At 66.7% G+C, this 17,974-nt stretch carries 17 protein-coding genes; 10 read left to right on the top strand and 7 right to left on the bottom strand.

Features of this window, described 5'->3' with window-relative positions; genetic code table 11:
* Positions 1 to 362, top strand: a 362-nt coding sequence (locus D5S08_RS17305) for a M10 family metallopeptidase C-terminal domain-containing protein (protein WP_421757440.1), incomplete at its 5' end; no start/stop codon positions are given.
* A gap of 136 nt (positions 363 to 498) precedes the next feature.
* On the opposite strand, the gene D5S08_RS00720 is transcribed toward D5S08_RS17305, so the two are convergent.
* From D5S08_RS00720 to D5S08_RS00705, 4 genes are read right to left on the bottom strand one after another with little or no spacing between them, the layout of a single operon-like run.
* Positions 499 to 1,752 carry an SAM-dependent methyltransferase gene (locus tag D5S08_RS00720; RefSeq protein ID WP_121114520.1) on the bottom strand — a complete coding sequence of 418 codons (1,254 nt, stop codon included), beginning with the start codon at positions 1,750 to 1,752 and terminating at the stop codon, positions 499 to 501.
* Between the two features lie 50 nt (positions 1,753 to 1,802).
* Entirely contained in the window at positions 1,803 to 2,540 is a 738-nt protein-coding gene (locus tag D5S08_RS00715) for a molybdopterin-dependent oxidoreductase (protein ID WP_121114518.1), read from the bottom strand.
* Complete coding sequence (locus D5S08_RS00710) at positions 2,527 to 3,204, bottom strand: cytochrome b/b6 domain-containing protein (protein WP_121114516.1); 678 nt, start codon at positions 3,202 to 3,204, stop codon at positions 2,527 to 2,529. Before D5S08_RS00710 ends, D5S08_RS00715 begins: the two co-directional genes overlap by 14 nt.
* Positions 3,201 to 3,986, bottom strand: coding sequence for an SDR family oxidoreductase (locus D5S08_RS00705; protein WP_121114514.1), 786 nt, complete (start codon positions 3,984 to 3,986; stop codon positions 3,201 to 3,203). The genes D5S08_RS00710 and D5S08_RS00705 overlap by 4 nt, the downstream gene beginning before the upstream one ends.
* Before the next feature lie 270 nt (positions 3,987 to 4,256).
* Between D5S08_RS00705 and D5S08_RS00700 the strand changes: the two genes are divergently transcribed.
* Together D5S08_RS00700 and D5S08_RS00695 are read left to right on the top strand one after the other, a co-directional pair.
* Positions 4,257 to 5,246: a glycosyltransferase family 2 protein gene (locus tag D5S08_RS00700; RefSeq protein ID WP_121114512.1), complete on the top strand. Its 990-nt coding sequence runs from the start codon at positions 4,257 to 4,259 to the stop codon at positions 5,244 to 5,246.
* On the top strand, positions 5,243 to 6,070 hold the full coding sequence (locus tag D5S08_RS00695) for a Crp/Fnr family transcriptional regulator (protein ID WP_241557141.1): 828 nt from the start codon (positions 5,243 to 5,245) through the stop codon (positions 6,068 to 6,070). The genes D5S08_RS00700 and D5S08_RS00695 overlap by 4 nt, the downstream gene beginning before the upstream one ends.
* A 12-nt stretch (positions 6,071 to 6,082) precedes the next feature.
* Here D5S08_RS00695 and D5S08_RS00690 read toward each other — a convergent pair whose 3' ends face one another.
* Positions 6,083 to 7,399 (bottom strand): MFS transporter, encoded by a 1,317-nt coding sequence (locus D5S08_RS00690; protein ID WP_121114510.1) that lies wholly within the window; start codon positions 7,397 to 7,399, stop codon positions 6,083 to 6,085.
* A 91-nt stretch (positions 7,400 to 7,490) separates the two neighbouring features.
* Between D5S08_RS00690 and pgsA the strand changes: the two genes are divergently transcribed.
* The 3 genes from pgsA to D5S08_RS00675 all read left to right on the top strand — a co-directional run bounded on the left by pgsA (position 7,491) and on the right by D5S08_RS00675 (position 10,774).
* Positions 7,491 to 8,057 (top strand): CDP-diacylglycerol--glycerol-3-phosphate 3-phosphatidyltransferase, encoded by a 567-nt coding sequence (pgsA, locus tag D5S08_RS00685; protein ID WP_121114508.1) that lies wholly within the window; start codon positions 7,491 to 7,493, stop codon positions 8,055 to 8,057.
* Between the two features lie 349 nt (positions 8,058 to 8,406).
* On the top strand, positions 8,407 to 9,384 hold the full coding sequence (locus tag D5S08_RS00680; RefSeq protein WP_162301891.1) for a calcium-binding protein: 978 nt from the start codon (positions 8,407 to 8,409) through the stop codon (positions 9,382 to 9,384).
* Positions 9,385 to 9,703: 319 nt separating this feature from the next.
* Complete coding sequence (locus D5S08_RS00675) at positions 9,704 to 10,774, top strand: calcium-binding protein (protein WP_126665462.1); 1,071 nt, start codon at positions 9,704 to 9,706, stop codon at positions 10,772 to 10,774.
* A 168-nt stretch (positions 10,775 to 10,942) separates the two neighbouring features.
* Here the strand turns inward: D5S08_RS00675 and D5S08_RS00670 are convergent, their stop codons facing one another.
* Both D5S08_RS00670 and rnd read right to left on the bottom strand, forming a co-directional pair.
* Positions 10,943 to 11,839: a hydrogen peroxide-inducible genes activator gene (locus D5S08_RS00670; RefSeq protein WP_121114554.1), complete on the bottom strand. Its 897-nt coding sequence runs from the start codon at positions 11,837 to 11,839 to the stop codon at positions 10,943 to 10,945.
* A gap of 28 nt (positions 11,840 to 11,867) precedes the next feature.
* A complete protein-coding gene (gene rnd / locus D5S08_RS00665) occupies positions 11,868 to 13,097 on the bottom strand; it encodes a ribonuclease D (protein ID WP_121114502.1) in 1,230 nt (409 codons plus the stop codon).
* Between the two features lie 117 nt (positions 13,098 to 13,214).
* Between rnd and aspS the strand changes: the two genes are divergently transcribed.
* The 4 genes from aspS (at position 13,215) to mltG (ending at position 17,805) form a co-directional block, all read left to right on the top strand.
* Complete coding sequence (gene aspS, locus D5S08_RS00660) at positions 13,215 to 15,047, top strand: aspartate--tRNA ligase (RefSeq protein WP_121114552.1); 1,833 nt, start codon at positions 13,215 to 13,217, stop codon at positions 15,045 to 15,047.
* Positions 15,048 to 15,149: 102 nt separating this feature from the next.
* Positions 15,150 to 15,386 carry an acyl carrier protein gene (locus D5S08_RS00655; protein WP_039094202.1) on the top strand — a complete coding sequence of 79 codons (237 nt, stop codon included), beginning with the start codon at positions 15,150 to 15,152 and terminating at the stop codon, positions 15,384 to 15,386.
* 180 nt (positions 15,387 to 15,566) lie between these two features.
* Entirely contained in the window at positions 15,567 to 16,829 is a 1,263-nt protein-coding gene (gene fabF, locus D5S08_RS00650) for a beta-ketoacyl-ACP synthase II (protein WP_121114500.1), read from the top strand.
* Position 16,830: 1 nt separating this feature from the next.
* Positions 16,831 to 17,805 (top strand): endolytic transglycosylase MltG, encoded by a 975-nt coding sequence (gene mltG, locus D5S08_RS00645; RefSeq protein WP_121114498.1) that lies wholly within the window; start codon positions 16,831 to 16,833, stop codon positions 17,803 to 17,805.
* The last annotated feature ends 169 nt before the right edge of the window (positions 17,806 to 17,974 follow it).

The raw sequence follows: 17,974 nt of genomic DNA, 5'->3' as shown, positions 1-17,974 counted from the left end.
GCAACGACATCCTGCTGGGTGGCAATGGCAACGACTACCTGGAAGGCGGCAACGGGTCCGACCTGCTGTATGGCGGGCGCGGCAACGATATCCTGGTGGGCGGCGACGGGGCGGACACCTTCCGCTTTGCGCGCGCCAACGAAGGCGTCGATCGCGTGCTTGACTACAATGTCGGGGAGGACAGCCTGGAACTGGGCGTGAATGCGCGCCAGGTCACCTTCCAGGACAGCTCGGAAGGCTCGCAGATGTTCTTCCGCGGCGAACTAGTCGCCGACTTCATCGGCGTCAGCGCGGCGGACATGATGGGCGAGATCGGCCAGACCGCCGCCATGACACAGGTGCAGAACCTGGCTTGGGCGTGATCTTCCGGCCGGCGGGTGTCATGCCCGCCGGCCACCGGTTCTGCCCGATCAGGGGCTCGACACAGACAGGAACGGCCGGCGCGGATCTCCCCGCGCCGGCCGTTTCTTTGCAAGGACCGGGTCTGTCGGAACAGGCCTAGCGCGTCAGCAGCGCCTGCTCGCCCGCCAGCATATAGTCGCGCGTCAGCGGCAGCGCGTCACGGTCCAGCACATACTGGACCTGGTAATTGCACATTCCCCCGCTTTCGAAAGCGGTGGCGGCGCCGGCCAGATAGAAGGTCCACAACCGGAAGAACCGCGGATCGAACAGGGCCTCGATCTCGGCCTGGCGCTCCATGCACCGGCGGTACCAGGCGTGCAGGGTGGGGGCGTAATGGCGGCGCCAGACCTCGACATCGGTGGCGATCAGACGCACGCTTTCGCTGGCGGCAAGCGTCTCGCTGAGCGCCGGGATGTAGCCGCCGGGAAAGATGTATTTGGCCGTGAAGGCATCGGTTCGGCCCGGCCCGCCCATGCGCCCGATCGTGTGCAGCAGCATCGCCCCGTCATGCGCCAGCAGCGTGGCGCAGGCGCGGAAGAAGGTGGCGAATTGCGGCTGACCCACATGTTCGAACATGCCGACGGACACGATGCGGTCGAACGTCTCCCCCCGTGCGGCCAGATCGCGGTAATCCACCAGCTCGAACCGCACCCGGTCCGCCACGCCCGCTGCCGCCGCCCGCTCCTTCGCCAGGGCCAGCTGCTCGGCGCTGAGCGTGATGCCCAGCACCTGCGCCCCGGTCGCCTGCGCCAGGTAGATTGCCATGCCGCCCCAGCCACAGCCGATGTCGAGCACGCGCATGCCCGGCGTGATCGCCAGCTTGGCGGCGATATGCGCCAGCTTCGCCTCCTGCGCGTCGCCCAGCTCCATGTCCGGACGCGGCCAGTAGGCGCAGCTATATTGCATATGCGCTTCGTCCAGCATCAGGCGGTACAGCGCGTTGCCGATGTCGTAATGGTGCGCGACATTGCGCCGGGCGCTGCCCGGCCGGTTGAAGCTCTTCACCACATGGCCGAGCCGCTGGGCCAGCTTGCGGGTCGGGGAGGGGCGGGCCAGGTCGCGGCCGTCCTCCCAGCGGTTGTTGTGCCGCAGCAGCGTGACCAGCTGCATGATGTCGCCCCGTTCCAGCGTGACCCGCCCGTCGATCCACGCTTCGGCAAAGCCCAGCCGCATGTCGAGCAGCGTGTCGCGGGCGACGCGCGCATCGGCGAAGCGCATGGCGATATCGGGGAAGGCGGGATCGGGCGTGCCGAAGGTGCGTGTGGTGCCGTCGGCAAAGGTGAGTGCCAGCGTGCCGCGTCGGATCATGCGGGCGAGCAGGCGGGCGAGCGTGCGTTCAGCGAGCCTCATGCGCGGCAATCTGCCGGGGATGGACGCAAATGTCTACCGCTCGGTATCAATCAGATGCCGGCATACCATTGGTAACCGCGATCTTCCCAGAAGCCGCCATTGCCGTCCCCGAACCCCTCCAGGCTGGCGACGGCCTGTATCCCGGTGAGGTACTTGGCATGCTTGTAGCCCAGCTGCCGCTCCAGCCGCAGCCGCAACGGCGCGCCGTTCTTCACCGGCAGATCGCCGCCGTTCAGCCGGTGGGCGATGATGGTCTGCGGGTGGAAGGCATCCGCCAGGTCGCAGCTTTCGTAATAGGGCGCGCCGTACAGCAGGTCGGCGCAGCGAAAGACGATGAACCGTGCATCGGGCAGCAGGCCCGCGCGGTCCAGGATCGGGCCGAGCTGCGGCCCGGTCCATTGGGCGATCGCGCTCCACCCTTCCACGCAATCGTGGCGGGTGATCTGGGTGCGTTGCGGCAGGCCGCGGATGTCGGCCATGGTGAGCGAGAGCGGGCGTTCGACCAGGCCGCCGACGCTGAGCCGCCAGTTGGCGAATCCGGCCGCCTGATGCGCGCGGTAGGCGGGGGTGGGCACGTCCGTGCTGCCATTGCCGCGGAAATCGGCGGAGATGGCGGAAGGCGGATATTCCCGTGCAAGCGGGCGGGGCCCGCCGATGGCGCGGTGGGCGATGCGGTGCAGCCCTTCCGCCTGATCGACCGCCCAGGCGAAAGGCGCAGTCTCCCCGATCCTGGTGCAGCCGGCCGCCATGGTGCCGAGCAGCGACGCCAGCAGGTTACGCCTGTTCATCGCGCCGTCCTCCGCCGATCATCGCACGCATCTGCCCCCACGGGCCCGACAGCAGCACCAGCAGGATGTGGCCGATCGTGAAGCCGGTCAGCGCGGCGGCGGTGATGAAGTGGATGGAGCGCGCGCTCTGGCGTCCACCCAGCGCCTGCCCCAGCCAGCCCCATGCCGCATCTGCGCCCGGGCTGATCGCCATGCCGGTGAGGATCATCAGCGGCAGCAGCACGAATATCACTACGCCATAGCTGAGCTTCTGCAGGAAATTGTACTTCGCCCCATGCGCGGCGAAGCGCAGCCGCAGATGGGCGCTGATATCGGCCAGGATGGGGCGCACCCGCCATTCTCGCCGCCGCGTCACCAGATCCCGCGCGAAGTGCCGGTTGCGCAGGGACGCCAGCATGAAGGCAAGCAGCGACAGGGCGAAGATCCAGGCGAACAGCACATGCCAGTCACGCGCGACAGCCAGGCTGTAATGGTCCGGAATGGTCATCCAGTGCGGAAAGCGCGGCACCGCGGCCCAGGCGCGCGCGGGCTGGAAGCCGGCATCGCCCCAGTACAGCCAGGGATGTGCGTTGGAGATGTTCAGACCGCTCATCAGCAGCACGATCAGGCACAGGGCGTTCAGCCAGTGCCACAGCCGGGTGGCGAGGGCATGGCGCTTCTTCATGCCGGTTCCGCCGGCTCTTCGGCCAGGAAGATGACGTCACGCGGCTGGCGCAGCAGGTGCTGCCCGCAATCGGCGAACAGCGTCTGCCCGCCCGCCAGCGGCCCGGTGGCGAGGAACAGCGCCGCATCGGCCATGTCTGGCAGGGTGACCCGCCGGCGCAGGAGGTTCAGGCGGTGCGTCCGGTCCGCCTCCGCCTCGCTCTGGTCCAGGCTGGCGAGGATCGCGCCGGGGGCAAGGGCATAAACCCGGTCCTGCGGGCGACCGGCCTGATCCTGCGCCATCTGCTGCCCCGCGACCACGCCGGCCAGCGCATGCTTGGCCATGGTGTAATGCGGAAAATCGGGGTTGGGATGTGCGACCTTCTGGTCTGTCAGGTGGATGACCCGCCGCCCACCGGCGAGCGGCGGCAGGCGCAGGAAGCGATCTGCCAGGGTCCATGGCGCCAGCGCATTCAGCCGGAAGGTCGCCAGCGCATCTGCCGTGTCGCGCGCCGGGCCGAACCGGGCGGCATTGTTCACCAGCACGCGCCAGTCAGGCAGGTGGGCGGCGAGGCTGTCCACCAGCGTTGCGCATGCATCCGTGTCGCCCAGATCGGCGGTGACGACCTCCGCACTGGGCAGCGCATCGGCCAGCGCCCGGGCCGCGGAGGTGGATCGGTGCGAGTGGATGATCACGTGCCAGCCCGCATCGGCGAAGCCGCGGACGATGGCGGCACCGATGCGGCGCGCGCCGCCGGTCACCAGAACGGCCGGTCGGTCTGCGGAGGGCGGGGCGGTGATCATGTGCGTGGTTGGAGCACATAAGGCGGCACAGGTGAACCGGCGATTGCACGGGAACGCGGTGCATCGACCGCCCAAACCTAATGCGCATTAATTGATGTCAGACCGGGAACACCGCCCCTGTATCGCAGGTTAACAGAACGTACGGGGCGCCGCTCTGGACTGCGCTTCCATGTTGTTCGCATGGAAGCTGACGGGGCGGCCATAAGGGGCAGGAGACGTGGCGAGGCTATGACTATTTCCGTCTGTATCGCTTGGACCACGCCGTTTGACATGGCGGGGGATGCTTATGCGGCGCAGGATAGCCGCGCAGTCCAGGCGCTGGAGCAGGCTCTTCTTTCCCTGCGGCTCTCGGCCCGCCCCCCGCGCGAAGTGATCGTGGCGGTCGTCGGCGACGGACGGCTGCGGCTGCCGCAGGCCAGCTTCCCCATTCGCCAGATTCGCTTGCCCGAGGGCACCGGCCCGATGGCTATCCGCAACACGCTGGCGCGCGAGGCCGAAGGCGATCTGTTGCTGTTCCTGGACCCGCAATGCCTCGCCACGGCCACCATGCTGGACGACTACGCCGCGGCTGCCGCCCGGCAGCGGGGCATCCTGGTGGGCGAGATCGATTTCCTGCCGCCGACCGCGCAGAAGCCTGACCGGCGCCGTGGCGGAGGCACGATGATGCCGGATCTGGCAACCCTGGCGCAAGAGGCGCAACCGCACCCGGACCGGCCGAACCCGGCGGCCGGGCCCGTCGCGGGCGGTGGCGATGCAGCAGGCCTGTGGGGTGCGAACTGGGCCGTCAGGGCAGCAGACCTGCAGATGCTGGGCGGCTTCGACGAACGCTACCGCACCCTGTCTGTCGGCGAAGCGGACCTGGCCCGCCGGGCGGTGCAACACGGCATCGGGCCACGCTGGATCGCCGGCGCCAAGGCATTGCACCAGTATCGCGCGCGTCCGCTGCCGCCGCTGGAACAGCTTGACGCCTTGCTGGCCGATGCGGCGCAGTTCCACGCCCGCTGGGGCGAGGCCGCGCCCGAGCGGTGGCTGCGGGCCTTTGCGCTGATGGGCCTGATCGCTCCCGGCAGACCGGGAGACGGATCGGGCGCCCCGTGGCGCAAGCTGCGCGAGCCGACAGAAGCCGACCTTGCGTTGACCAACCCGCCCGAAGGACAGGTCTGGCCCAGCAGTACGCAACTGATCGACTGGCTTGAGGACCGTACCGTGGTGCGCCTGGACAGCCGCGGTGCGCGGCCCGGTTCAGGAAGCGCCGCGTGAAGGGCGAACCTGCCGGCGGATCGCAGATCGTGTTCGGGACAGACGAAAGCATTGCGGAGGAGATCGCGAGCTATCCGCGAACCGGGCGGTTCCTGATGGGGCGGCTGCGTCACGCGCTGAGCCGGGACGAGAAGCGCCTGCTGGAAGACATGGTGACGGAGGTCAGGACCGTTGAGGGCGGGACCGCGCTGCTGCACCGGAACGATCTGGTCAACCACAGCACGCTTCTGATCGATGGGTACATGATGCGCACGGTGCATGATGGCTCCCGCCGCTTCATCCTGGGCCTGCAGGTCCCTGGCGATTTTGTGGACCTGCATGGATTCGCGCTGAAGCGGCTGGACCACGATCTGATGGCCGCCGGGCCGATCCGCGTCGGGATCGTGAGTCACGAACGGTTGGAAGAGGTGATGCAGACGCAGCCACATCTAGCCCGGGTCCTGTGGTTCGCCACATTGCTGGATGCGGCGATTCATCGCGAATGGATCATGAAGCTGGAACAGCTGACCGCGGCGCGGCGGGTGGCGCATGTCTTCGCCGAACTCTGGCAGCGGCTGGACCAGGTGGGGCTGGGCCGCACGGATAGCGTGCGCACCCCGCTGATCCAGGCCGATCTGGCCGACATGTGCGGAACCACCGCCATCCACATGAACCGGGCGCTGGCGCAGCTGCGCAAGGAAGGGATCGGGGAGCTGCGCCGCGGCACCCTGTATGTCGCGGACCGGCGCCGGCTGGAGGAATTCGGGAAGTTCGACGCCAGCTACCTGTATGGCAGGGGCAGCCTGGCGGTCGGCACCGCGCTGGACTCGCCTGACCGGGGCTGAGCCCGGCGGAGCCTAGGCGGTGGCGAGGGCCAGGCGTTCCGCGCGATGCAGCACCGCGCCAAGCCATGCGGAAATGACGGACATTCCCGCGCTCAGCAGCAATTGTTCGACCAGCGGGATGCCCAGCGCCGACAGGCCGCCCGCGATCAGCGAACCCACCACCATCGCACCCGAGTTGACGATGTTGTTCGCCGCCACGGTGCGCGCCGCCTGCGCCGGATCGCACTTGGTGGTGAGGAAGGCATAAAGCGGCACCACGAACATGCCGCCGGCAATGGCGATCAGCAGCAGCGTGCCCAGCACCAGCGCGGCGAGCGGCTGCGCCAGGAAGCCGGGCACATCCAGCAGGCCGGCCGGTGTCGCCTGCCGCTCCCACGCGCGGCATACGAAGTAGAATGCACCCACGAAAGCGCCCATGAACAGCACGGATACGGGCGCATGCCGGGCGGATACCTCGCCCTTCAGCAGCGCGTTGATCGCCACGGAACCGATGGCGACCCCGACCGAGAAGATCACCAGGAACAGGCTGGCGACCTCCTTGCTGGCATGCAGCACGTTCTTGGCCAGCGGCGGAAACTGGATGAACAGCACCGCGCCGATGGTCCAGAAGAAGCTGATCGCCAGAATGGCGTAGAACACTTCCCGCTGCGCCGTGGTGTTGCGGATCAGGGTGATGGAGGAGCGCAGGACATTGAAGTCCAGCTTGCCGCCCTTCTCGAATGGCGGGGCCGGCGGAACCTGCAGGCTGGTGACATAGCCGACCAGCGCCGCCACGATCACCACACCGGCCGCCAGTCTGACGGAGATGTAACCCGCCAGGATCGTGCCCGCCAGGATCGCGACATAGGTGCCGGCCTCCACCAGCCCGGTGCCGGCAAGCACCTCCTCCCGCTTCAGGTGCTGCGGCAGGATGGCGTATTTGATCGGGCCGAAGAACGTGGAATGGACGCCCATGGCGAACAGGGCGGTCAGCAGCAGGGGCAGGGCAAAGGCGCTGTCGCGCCCGCTCTGCCACGCCAGGTACAGGCCGGCCGCGCCCACCAGCATGATGCCGATCTCCGCCGCCTTGACCCGGCGGATGATCACCGCCTTGTCCCGCAGATCGGCCAGCTGCCCGGCCAATGCGGAAAGAAGGAAGAAGGGCAGGATGAACACGCCCGAGGCAACGGCGCTGAACTGCGCTTCCTCCGCCAGCGAATCATAGAAGGTGTACACCACGAACAGGACCATGGCGTTCTTGAACAGGTTGTCGTTGAACGCGTTCAGCAGCTGCGTCGCGAACAGCGGCAGGAAGCGCCGCTTGCGCAGCAAATGGAGCGATGTCAGCATGGCAGCAGCGTTCCTAGCCCCGTGACTGGCAAGAACAACCCGCAAGCGGCGCTTTTTGTCCGGGCCCGGACGCGCTAGGGCAGCAGGCACAATGCTGACCCTGCCAAACCTGCTTAGCCTCTCGCGTATCGTCGCGGTCCCGTTGCTCGCCGCCCTGCTCTGGTGGCCCGCCTGGCACGCCGGCTACGGCCTGGCCTTCGCGCTGTACTGCCTGATGGGCATCACCGACTATTTCGACGGGCTGCTGGCCCGTTCCAGCGGGGCGGTGAGCCGGCTGGGCATCTTCCTGGATCCGATCGCCGACAAGATCATGGTTGCCGCCGTGATACTGGTGCTGACGGCCAAGGGGCAGCTGACCGGCCCCTATGTGGGCGACCTGCACGTGGTGGCCGGCCTGATCATCCTGATTCGCGAGATCGCGGTATCGGGCCTGCGCGAATTCCTGGGCGGGCTGCAGGTCAGCATGCCGGTCAGCAGGCTGGCCAAGTGGAAGACCACCTTGCAGCTGGTGGCGCTCGGCGGGCTGATCCTGGCGGGCGCGCTGCCGCACGAGGGCTGGATCCGCATCTGCGGCCTCGCCAGCTTGTGGGGCGCGGCGATCCTGACGCTGGTGACCGGGTGGGACTACCTGCGGGTCGGACTGAAGCACATGGACTGAGCCTGGCCGGCCGCCAGAGCCCGCCAGCGTCGCCGAGCCGGTGACCGGATCGGCGCGCGCGCAGGCCGGTCCGTTCACCGCCCGATGCGCATTGCCCGACACTCCTGTCCCATTATCGGAGGCGCTTTGTCTGGCTCTCGACGTAAGACCTGTCCTGAAAATGGACGGTACGGTTTAGTGCCTGGAACTTACCACATTTGCGGGCATTCATTGGCCGGACGATTACGGGTCTAGGTTAGTCCCAGACGCCTTTCGTGAAGAGCTTCGCGTGTGCTTGGTCGTAAGACTATGGGTGCCGCGTATGATCTTGGTCGCGGCAGGCATGGTTTCAGGAGATTGTATGGCTTCTATGTTCGATACTTCCGCACTTGTTCAGACGCAGGCCGAGTGGGAGACCGTGACCGGTACGGATGGCGACGATTTTCTGAACAGCGGCCATAACGGTTCCACGCTGGATGGCGATGACACGCTGACGACCGGCTATCTGGGTGCCGGCTATACGGGCGAGCTTTATGCCACGCAGATCGGCGGCAGCGGGCGGGACAACCTGTCGGTGCTGATCAACGCCTTCACATACTACTCCTACACGTCCCTGTCGGGCGGCGCCGGTGCCGATCGTCTCGCCGTCAACAGCACGCTGACGAATGACGATGCCGACAAGGTCGCACTGGTCGAGAATTACCTGTTCGGTGGAGCTGGTGCCGACGTGATCGACGTTGATGCCGTGCTGAGCAGCGCGAGTGGTGGCAACATCGTCAACGAAGTCTATGGCGGCGCCGGTGCCGACACGATCACCATGACGGCGCGCGTGGTGGACGGCACCGACATCGAACTGGCTTCGAACTACGCCCAGGGCGGCGCTGGCAACGACACGATCTATGCCACGGGCTACGGCGATGCCGACGATTACCTGATCAACGAAGTCTACGGCAACAATGGCAATGACATCATCATCGCCCGGATCGAAGGCGAAGCCTACGGCGAAAGCTATGTCGATGGCGGCGCCGGCGATGACGTGCTGCAGGTGATCAACGGCTATTACAACGAGCTGTACGGCATGGACGGCAACGACACGCTGCGCAGCGGCACCGGGATCGACATCATGAGCGGTGGCGAGGGCGCTGACCGCTTCGACTTCTTCCAGAATGGTGGCGACGACGTGATCCTCGACTTCGAGGTCGGGACCGATACGATCGCGCTGTTCGACGGCCAGACCATTGGTTCGCTGAGCAACGTCGACGGCGGCACGCTGGTGAGCTTCGCCGATGGCGCAAGCGTGCTGCTGCAGAACGTGGTCATCACCGACCAGGCACAACTGTTCGCATGATCGAATTGTCGCCGGCTGCGTAGCCGCAAGGTTGCGCACCCAGTGACACGACGCGCCGGCGGGGCTCCCCCTGCCGGCGCGTCTTTTTGTATGCAGGGCGCGCATGTTGCCTGCAGCCGATGACAGCTGCAAGACAAAGTCGGCCGGGCCGCCGCGTGTGTATTCTATCGTACAGAACAGGGCGGCGTTCCGGAAAACAGACTTGATGTATTCTGCCAGACAGAACTCGCCGCAAAATCACATCTTGCTGGAAACCATAATTATTTTCTGTCAGCTGAAAGGTGCGCAAAACCCAGTCACCAGTGTGGGAGATAGCACTATGGCACGCAAGAACGATATTTTCGCGATAATTGAAGGGTTGGGCGACAACCAGGTGTACAATGGCACCGGCGCCCCCGACACTATTACCACCACGTTCAACAACAACACGCTGAATGGCGGCGGCGGTGGTGACACGATCATCACCACGATCACCGACCGCCTGGATGATCTGTTCGTCTACCAGAACGGTGAAGGCGGCAGCGACATCATGTCCGCCACTGTGAATGCCGGCGCCCGGTATCTTGGCTCCGTTCTGGACGGTGGCATCGGCAACGACCAGATCACCACCAACACCACGCTCGGCAACCGGTTCTTCGACACGCTGCTGGAATCCTACGCGGTCGGTGGCGATGGCAACGACACCATCAACATGACGGCGGCCCTGAACGGTGGCGGCAATCTGTGGCAGGAAGCCTATGCCGGCACAGGTTCCGACACCATCACGATGAACGCTTCCACCACGGGTGGCGCGGGAACCATCGCGTACAACTATGTGGAGGCTGGCACCGGCGCGGACACCGTCACCGCCACGGCTGAGGGCACCAACGGCGCGTTTGTGTACAACGAGATCTATGGCGGCACCGGTACCAATGGTATCCTCGCCGGCACGGATGACACGCTGACCGGCATCGTCATCGGCAATGGCGCCAGCTACATCTATGGCCAGTCGGGCAACGATGTCCTGCGTGCCACCGGCGGCAACGAGAACGAGCTGTACGGCCAGGCCGGTAACGACACGCTGTATGGCAGCACCGGGGTGGATTACTTCACCGGCGGCGCTGGCGTCGACACCTTCGTTCTGGGTAGCGGCGGCGTGGATATCATCACCGACTTCGACACCGGCCTCCTCGGCACGTTTGTCGGCGCGGACATCCTCGCGTTCGAACCGGGTACCAATCTGAACCTGGTCGACGTGCAGATCGGTGGTGACGGGCTGCTGGAGATCACTGTCGCCGGCAACACGGTTGTTCAGTTGGCTGGTCTCGACACTGATCTGCTGGGCCAGCTTGAAGGTCTGCTCGACTTCCTGGGGATCGGTGGTTCGCCGGTCACTGGCGAGGTGGGGTAATCCTTGACGTGGCCGGATGGTGCTAAACCGCCGGCCATGATCTGACCTGCATCTCTGACGGGCACGCCTCGCGGTTCATCGCGGGGCGTGTCTTGTTTGTTTCGGTGCGGACGAACTTGTTCCGCCGGAGCGCGGCCTGATGCCGATGGCCCGGACTGGCGGCCGCTCTCAGCCGGCGCGCAGTTCCTGCGCCAGCAGGCGGAATTCCTCGGCCCGCGGGCTGTTGCGTCGCCAGACCAGCGCGATCTCGCGGCTCGCATGATCCGATTCCAGCGGCCGGGCGATGATGTTGGTGCCATCCAGGATACCGGCATCCACCGCCATCTGCGGCAGCATGGTCAGGCCAAGGCCGTTATCGACCATCTGCACCAGCGTGTGCAGGCTGGTCCCGATCACGGTGGCACTGGCGCGCAGGCCGGGCCGGTCACAGGCGGCCAGCGCATGTTCCCGCAGGCAGTGGCCATCTTCCAGCAGCAGCAGCCGGCCCTCGTCGATCGTGCCGGGTTCGATGATGCTGGGCGGGTCGCGCGGATCATCCTTGGGGAAGGCGACCAGCAGCGGATCGTGGCAGATATGCTCCTGCTCCACCTCTCCCGTGGCGTAAGGCAGCGCCAGCAGCACGCAATCGGCGCGGCCCTGATGCAGCGACTCGATCGCGGCGTCGCTGGTTTCCTCGCGCAGGAACAGCTTCAGCTGCGGGCGCTCCTTGCGCAGGCGGGGCAGGATACGCGGCAGCAGGAACGGGGCGATGGTGGGGATCACGCTCATCCGCAGCTCGCCGACCAGCGGCTTGCCGGCCGACTGCACCAGTTCGGACAGCTCCTCCGCCTCGCGCAGCAGGCGGTGCGCCTTGGCCACCACCTGATTGCCCAGCGGCGTGAAGCGCACCACGCGCCGGCTGCGCTCCACCAGCGTCACGCCCAGCAGCGATTCCAGCTCGCGAATCCCGGCGGACAGGGTGGATTGCGACACGAAGGAGGCGTCGGCCGCGCGCCCGAAATGGCCCGACTGGTGCAGCGCGACCAGATATTGCAGCTGCTTGATGGTGGGAAGGTATGTGCTCATCGCCGATCCCGACCGATCGTCGCGCCGATCACTCCGGCTCCGCCCCATCCGCTTCGTCAGCCCCGGCCACCGGCGCGGCGGGCGCGGGAACGGCATCGTCGATGTGGGTCATCTTCAGTCGGCCGTTCTCCACCGCGAAGGCGAGCTTGCCTTCCACCAGGTCCAGCGCATCGCGCCCGAACGTGTCGTAGCGCCAGCCTTCCAGGATCGGCAGCTTGCGCACGCCGGCGGCCAGCAGCTCCAGCTCGTCCGATCGGGTGAGCAGGCGGGAGGCGACGTCGATCTCCCGGCTGCGGATCTTCAGCAGCAGCTTCAGCAGGTCCGCCACCAGCGCACCTTCCTTGCCCAGCGCGGGGCCGCGCTGCGGGCGGTCGGGCATCTCGTCGGCCGGCAGGTCCTCGGCCGATTCGATCACCTTCATCAGCCGGCGACCGATATCATTGTCCCGCCACGCCTGGCTCAGGCCGCGCACCTTGGCGAGGTCTTCCTGCTTCTTGGGCGGCTGGCTGGCCAGGTCGGCCAGGGTCTCGTCGCGCATGATGCGGCCGCGCGGGATGTCCTTGCCCTGCGCCTCCTTCTCCCGCCAGGCGGCCAGCGCCTTCAGCCGGCCCAGCACCGCGGCATTGCGGCTGGGCGGACGGATGCGGTGCCACGCCTCGTCCAGCTCGTTGGCGTAGTTTGCCGGATCGGCGAGCCGCTCCATCTCCGCATCCAGCCACTGGCCGCGTCCGGTCCTGATCAGTTTCTTCAGCAGGCGCGGGAAGATCTTGGCCAGATAGGTGACATCGCCGATCGCATATTCGATCTGCCGCTCGGTCAGCGGCCGGCGGCTCCAGTCGGTGAACCGCGCGCCCTTGTCGATCACCTTGTTCAGCCAGCTTTCGACCAGGTTGGCATAGCCGATCTGTTCGGACTGGCTGACCGCCATCATCGCGATCTGCGTGTCGAAGATGGGGTGCGGGGTCTTGCCGGTCAGGTTGTAGATGATCTCCACATCCTGCCCGCCGGCATGGAAGACCTTCAGCACATCCTCGTTATTGGTCAGCAGTTCGAGCAGCGGGGCCAGGTCGATGCCCGGCGCCAGCGGATCGATCGCCGCGGCCTCCTCCTCGTTCCCGATCTGCACCAGGCAGAGCAGCGGGTAGAACGTGTTCTCGCGCATGAACTCCGTGTCCACGGCAACGAATTCACTTTGGGCGAGGCGGGTGCACAGTTCTTGGAGGGACTGCGTATCCGTGATCAGCGGATGAATCTTCATAACCGATGGCCGTTAGCGCCTGCCGGCCCTGTCGCCAATGGCTGGCGGCGCGATTGTCCCCGGTGAAGAACCGTTCGCCCGCTTGTCCCGCCCGCGACTTCCGCTATGGACGCGCGCATGCATACATACCGGACCCATACGTGCGCCGCCCTGCGGCAGGATCATGTCGGCGAAAGCGTCCGCCTGTCGGGCTGGATCCACCGCAAGCGCGACCATGGCGGCGTGTTGTTCGTCGACCTGCGCGACCATTACGGCATCACCCAGATCGTGGCGGACGAGGACAGCCCCGCGCTGGCCGTGCTGGAATCCCTGCGGGTGGAAAGCGTCGTCACCATCGATGGCGACGTGAAGGCGCGCAGCGAGGGGACGGTGAACCCCAACCTGCCGACCGGCGCGATCGAGCTGTATGCGCGGGGCGTGACCGTGCAGAGCCGCGCGGACGAACTGCCGCTGCCGGTGGCGGGGGAGCAGGAATATCCGGAGGATATCCGCCTGAAGTACCGCTTCGTGGATCTGCGGCGGGAGCGGCTGCACCGCAACATCATGCTGCGCAGCCAGGTGATCACGGCCTTGCGCCGGCGGATGACCGACCAGGGCTTCACCGAATTCCAGACGCCGATCCTGGGCGCCAGCAGCCCGGAGGGCGCGCGCGACTATCTGGTGCCGAGCCGGCTGCATCCGGGCACCTTCTACGCGCTGCCGCAGGCGCCGCAGATGTTCAAGCAGCTGCTGATGGTGGCGGGCTTCGACCGTTACTTCCAGATCGCGCCCTGTTTCCGTGACGAGGATCTGCGCGCTGACCGCTCGCCGGAATTCTACCAGCTCGATTTCGAGATGAGCTTCGTCACGCAGGATGACGTGTTCAACGCCATCGAACCGGTGCTGGCGGGCGTGTTCGAGGAGTTCGGCGGCGGCAAGACGGTGACGCCGGCCGGCACCTTCCCGCGCATCCCCTATGCCGAAGCCATGCTGAAATATGGCAGCGACAAGCCGGACCTGCGCAACCCGCTGGTGATCAGCGACGTGTCGGACGAGTTCACCGAGAGCGGTTTCGGCATCTTCGCCAAGATCGTGGGCGAGGGCGGCGTGGTCCGGGCGATCCCCGCGCCAAACACCGCCGATCGCAGCCGCAAGTTCTTCGATGACATGAACGACTGGTCCAAGCGCGAAGGCTTCGCCGGCCTGGGCTATGTCACCCGCAAGGGCGGCGAGTTCGGCGGGCCGATCGCCAAGAACCATGGCGCCGACAAGATGGCGCAGCTGTATGACGCGCTGGGCCTCGGCCCTGATGACGGCCTGTTCTTCGCCGCGGGCAAGGCGAAGGATGCCGCCAAGCTGGCCGGCGCCGCCCGCACCCGCGTGGGCGAGGTGCTGGAACTGATCGAGCAGGGCTGCTTCAAGTTCTGCTGGATCGTCGACTTCCCGATGTTCGAATATGACGAGGACCAGAAGAAGGTCGATTTCAGCCACAATCCCTTCTCCATGCCGCAGGGCGAGATGGAGGCGCTGGAGACGCAGGACCCGCTGGATATCCTGGCCTGGCAGTACGACATCGTCTGCAACGGCTACGAACTGTCGAGCGGCGCGATCCGGAACCACCGGCCGGACATCATGTACAAGGCGTTCGAGCTGGCCGGCTATTCGCAGGCGGATGTCGATGCGAACTTCAGCGGCATGATCGAGGCGTTCAAGCTGGGCGCCCCGCCACATGGCGGTTCCGCGCCCGGGATCGACCGTATCGTGATGCTGCTGGCGGACGAGCCGAACATCCGCGAGGTGATCGCCTTCCCGATGAACCAGCGCGCGCAGGACCTGATGATGGGCGCGCCTACCCCCGCCAGCACGCGCCAGCTACGCGAACTGCATATCCGCACGGCGGAGCAGGGGGCCAAGGCTGCTGCGGGTGCGTCGCCTGCGGAAACGACCCGGGTGGACCAGGCGGGCGCATAGGCCGGGCGAAATGCCGCGTCCGGCGGCACTTGCCAGCCCCTGCCGCGTTCATTAGGGCATCGGACCAATTACAGTTTCTCCGTGTTTCAAAGAGGGCACAACATGAGCGATACCGCCGACCGCGTGAAGAAGATCGTCGTCGAACATCTGGGCGTCGAAGAGGACAAGGTCACGCCGGACGCCAGCTTCATCGATGATCTGGGTGCGGACAGCCTCGACATCGTCGAGCTGGTGATGGCCTTCGAGGAAGAGTTCGGGGTCGAGATTCCGGACGATGCGGCCGAGAAGATCAACACCGTTGGCGACGCCAACAAGTATATCGAAGAGCACAAGGGGTAAGGTGCGGGGGGCGCCGGCCTTGTGGCTGCGCCCCTGCCAGACCCGTTCCGCCGCGACGGCACGTGCTGTCGCGGAAGGGTTCGCAAGGCTCGGCCCCTGGGATCATCCCCGGCGGCTGGGCCTTGGTGCGTTTGGGCATAGGCCGGCTGTTCCGGCGGACATGCGTTGAGAGGATGAACTATGCGGCGAGTGGTCGTAACCGGTCTGGGGCTTGTTACCCCCTTGGGTGCGGATGTTGAAACCACCTGGGCGAACATCATCGCCGGCAAGAGCGGCGCCGGCCCGATCACCCACTTCGACGCATCCGACCAGAAGTGCCGCATCGCCTGCGAGGTGAAGGGCAAGGATCATCCGTGGGGCTTCGATCCCGACAAGCGGGTCGATCACAAGGTCCAGCGGCAGGTCGATCCCTTCATCATCTATGGCATCGATGCCGCCGGCCAGGCGATCGAGGATGCCGGCCTGCTGGACATGGATGAAGCGACGCGCCTGCGCGCCGGCTGCTCCATCGGCTCGGGCATTGGCGGCCTGCCGGGGATCGAGAAGGAATCGCTGGTGCTGGCGGCGAAGGGCCCGACGCGCGTCTCCCCGCACTTCGTGCATGGCCGCCTGATCAACCTGATCAGCGGGCAGGTCTCCATCAAGTATGGCCTGATGGGCCCGAACCATGCGGTAGTGACCGCCTGCTCCACGGGCGCCCACTCCATCGGCGATGCCGCGCGCATGATCCGCGACGATGATGCCGACATCATGCTGGCGGGCGGGGCCGAGGGCACGATCTGCCCGATCGGCATTGCCGGCTTCGCCCAGGCGCGGGCGCTGTCCACCGGCTTCAATGACGAGCCGGAGAAGGCGAGCCGTCCCTATGACGTGGGCCGCGACGGCTTCGTCATGGGCGAGGGCGCCGGCGTTGTGGTGCTGGAGGAGTACGAGCACGCCAAGGCGCGCGGTGCCAAGATCTATGCCGAGGTGGTCGGCTACGGCCTGTCGGGCGACGCCTATCACGTGACCGCGCCCCATCCCGAAGGCTCGGGCGCGTTCCGGTCCATGCAGATGGCGCTGAAGAAGGCGGGCATGACGCCCGACGACATCGACTACATCAACGCGCACGGCACCTCGACCCCGCTGGGCGACGAGCTGGAGCTGGGCGCGGTGCGCCGGCTGTTCGGCGACGCGATGGCCAATGTCTCCATGAGCAGCACCAAGTCCGCCATCGGCCACCTGCTGGGCGGTGCCGGCGCGGTGGAGAGCATCTTCTGCATCCTGGCGATGCGCGACCAGATCGCCCCGCCGACGCTGAACCTCGACAACCCGAGCGAGAATTGCGTGGGTGTGGACCTGGTGCCGCATCAGGCCAGGAAGCGGGAGATCCGCGCGGTGCTGAACAACAGCTTCGGCTTTGGTGGCACCAATGCCAGCCTGGTGCTGGTGCGGCCTGAATAGCATGCGCCGCACCGGCTGCCTGCTTGCGATCGCTTTGGCGGTGCTGCTGGCGGCGGCCGGCGGCTGGTTCGCCGGCGGCTGGTGGATCACCTCCCGCGTGGAGAAGGATACCAGCTTCATCGTGCCCAATGGCGCGACGCTGGCGGAGGTCGCGCGGCGGCTGGAGGCGGAGGATCTGGTCGGTTCGGCCGGCACCTTCCTGCTGCGCGCCCGGGTGCTGGGCGGCGCCGATCCGGTCAAGGCGGGCGAGTTCATGCTGCCCGCGGGCAGCAGCGCGGCGGCGATCCTGGACACGCTGCAGCATGGCGAGGTGATCCGCCGCTTTGTCACCATCCCGGAAGGCACGCCCTCCGTGCTGGTGCGCGAACGGCTGATGGCGGAGCCCCTCCTGGCCGGTACGGTCGCTGTCCCGCCGGAAGGCAGCGTCCTGCCGCAAAGCTACGATTTCGAGCGTGGCGAGGCCCGCGCGGCGGTGCTGGCGCGCATGCAGGCCGCGATGCGGCGGACGGTGGCGGAACTGTGGGCCGCGCGTGCAAAGGGCATAGCGGTCAGCACCCCTCAGGAAGCCGTGACCCTGGCCTCCATCGTGGAGAAGGAAACCGGCGTCGCGGCGGAGCGGCGGATGGTCGCCGGGCTGTATTCCAACCGGCTGCGGCAGGGCATGCGCTTGCAGGCCGATCCGACGATCATCTACCCGATCACGCAGGGGCGGCCGCTGGGCCGGCGTATCCGCCAGTCGGAAATCGCGGCGATGAACGGCTACAACACCTACAGCATGGCCGGCCTGCCGCGCGGGCCGATCACCAATCCCGGCCGCGCCTCGATCGAGGCGGTGCTGAACCCCGCGGCGACGCAGGCGCTGTACATGGTGGCGGACGGGAAGGGCGGGCATGTGTTCGCCGCCACTTTGGAAGAGCACAACCGCAACGTGGCGCGCTGGTTCGCGCTGCGCCGCGAACGGGGCGAGATCGAGTAGACCTGCCTTCGAGGAACGGCATGGCCCTTCGCGCGTCGGTTCGAGGCGTGACAAGGGAGCCCGCCATGCCGTCCAGCAGCCGTTCGCCGCATCATGTATCGGAGGCGCAGCGCGGACAGATCGCGCGCGGACCGGCCTGAGCGGTTCTGACCGCCTCGGCGGTCCGCTG

Source organism: Croceibacterium ferulae (assembly GCF_003660445.1).
Taxonomy (GTDB): domain Bacteria; phylum Pseudomonadota; class Alphaproteobacteria; order Sphingomonadales; family Sphingomonadaceae; genus Croceibacterium; species Croceibacterium ferulae.
The sequence above is the reverse complement of the archived record's forward strand: the minus strand, read 5'-3'. Positions and strand labels throughout refer to the sequence as shown.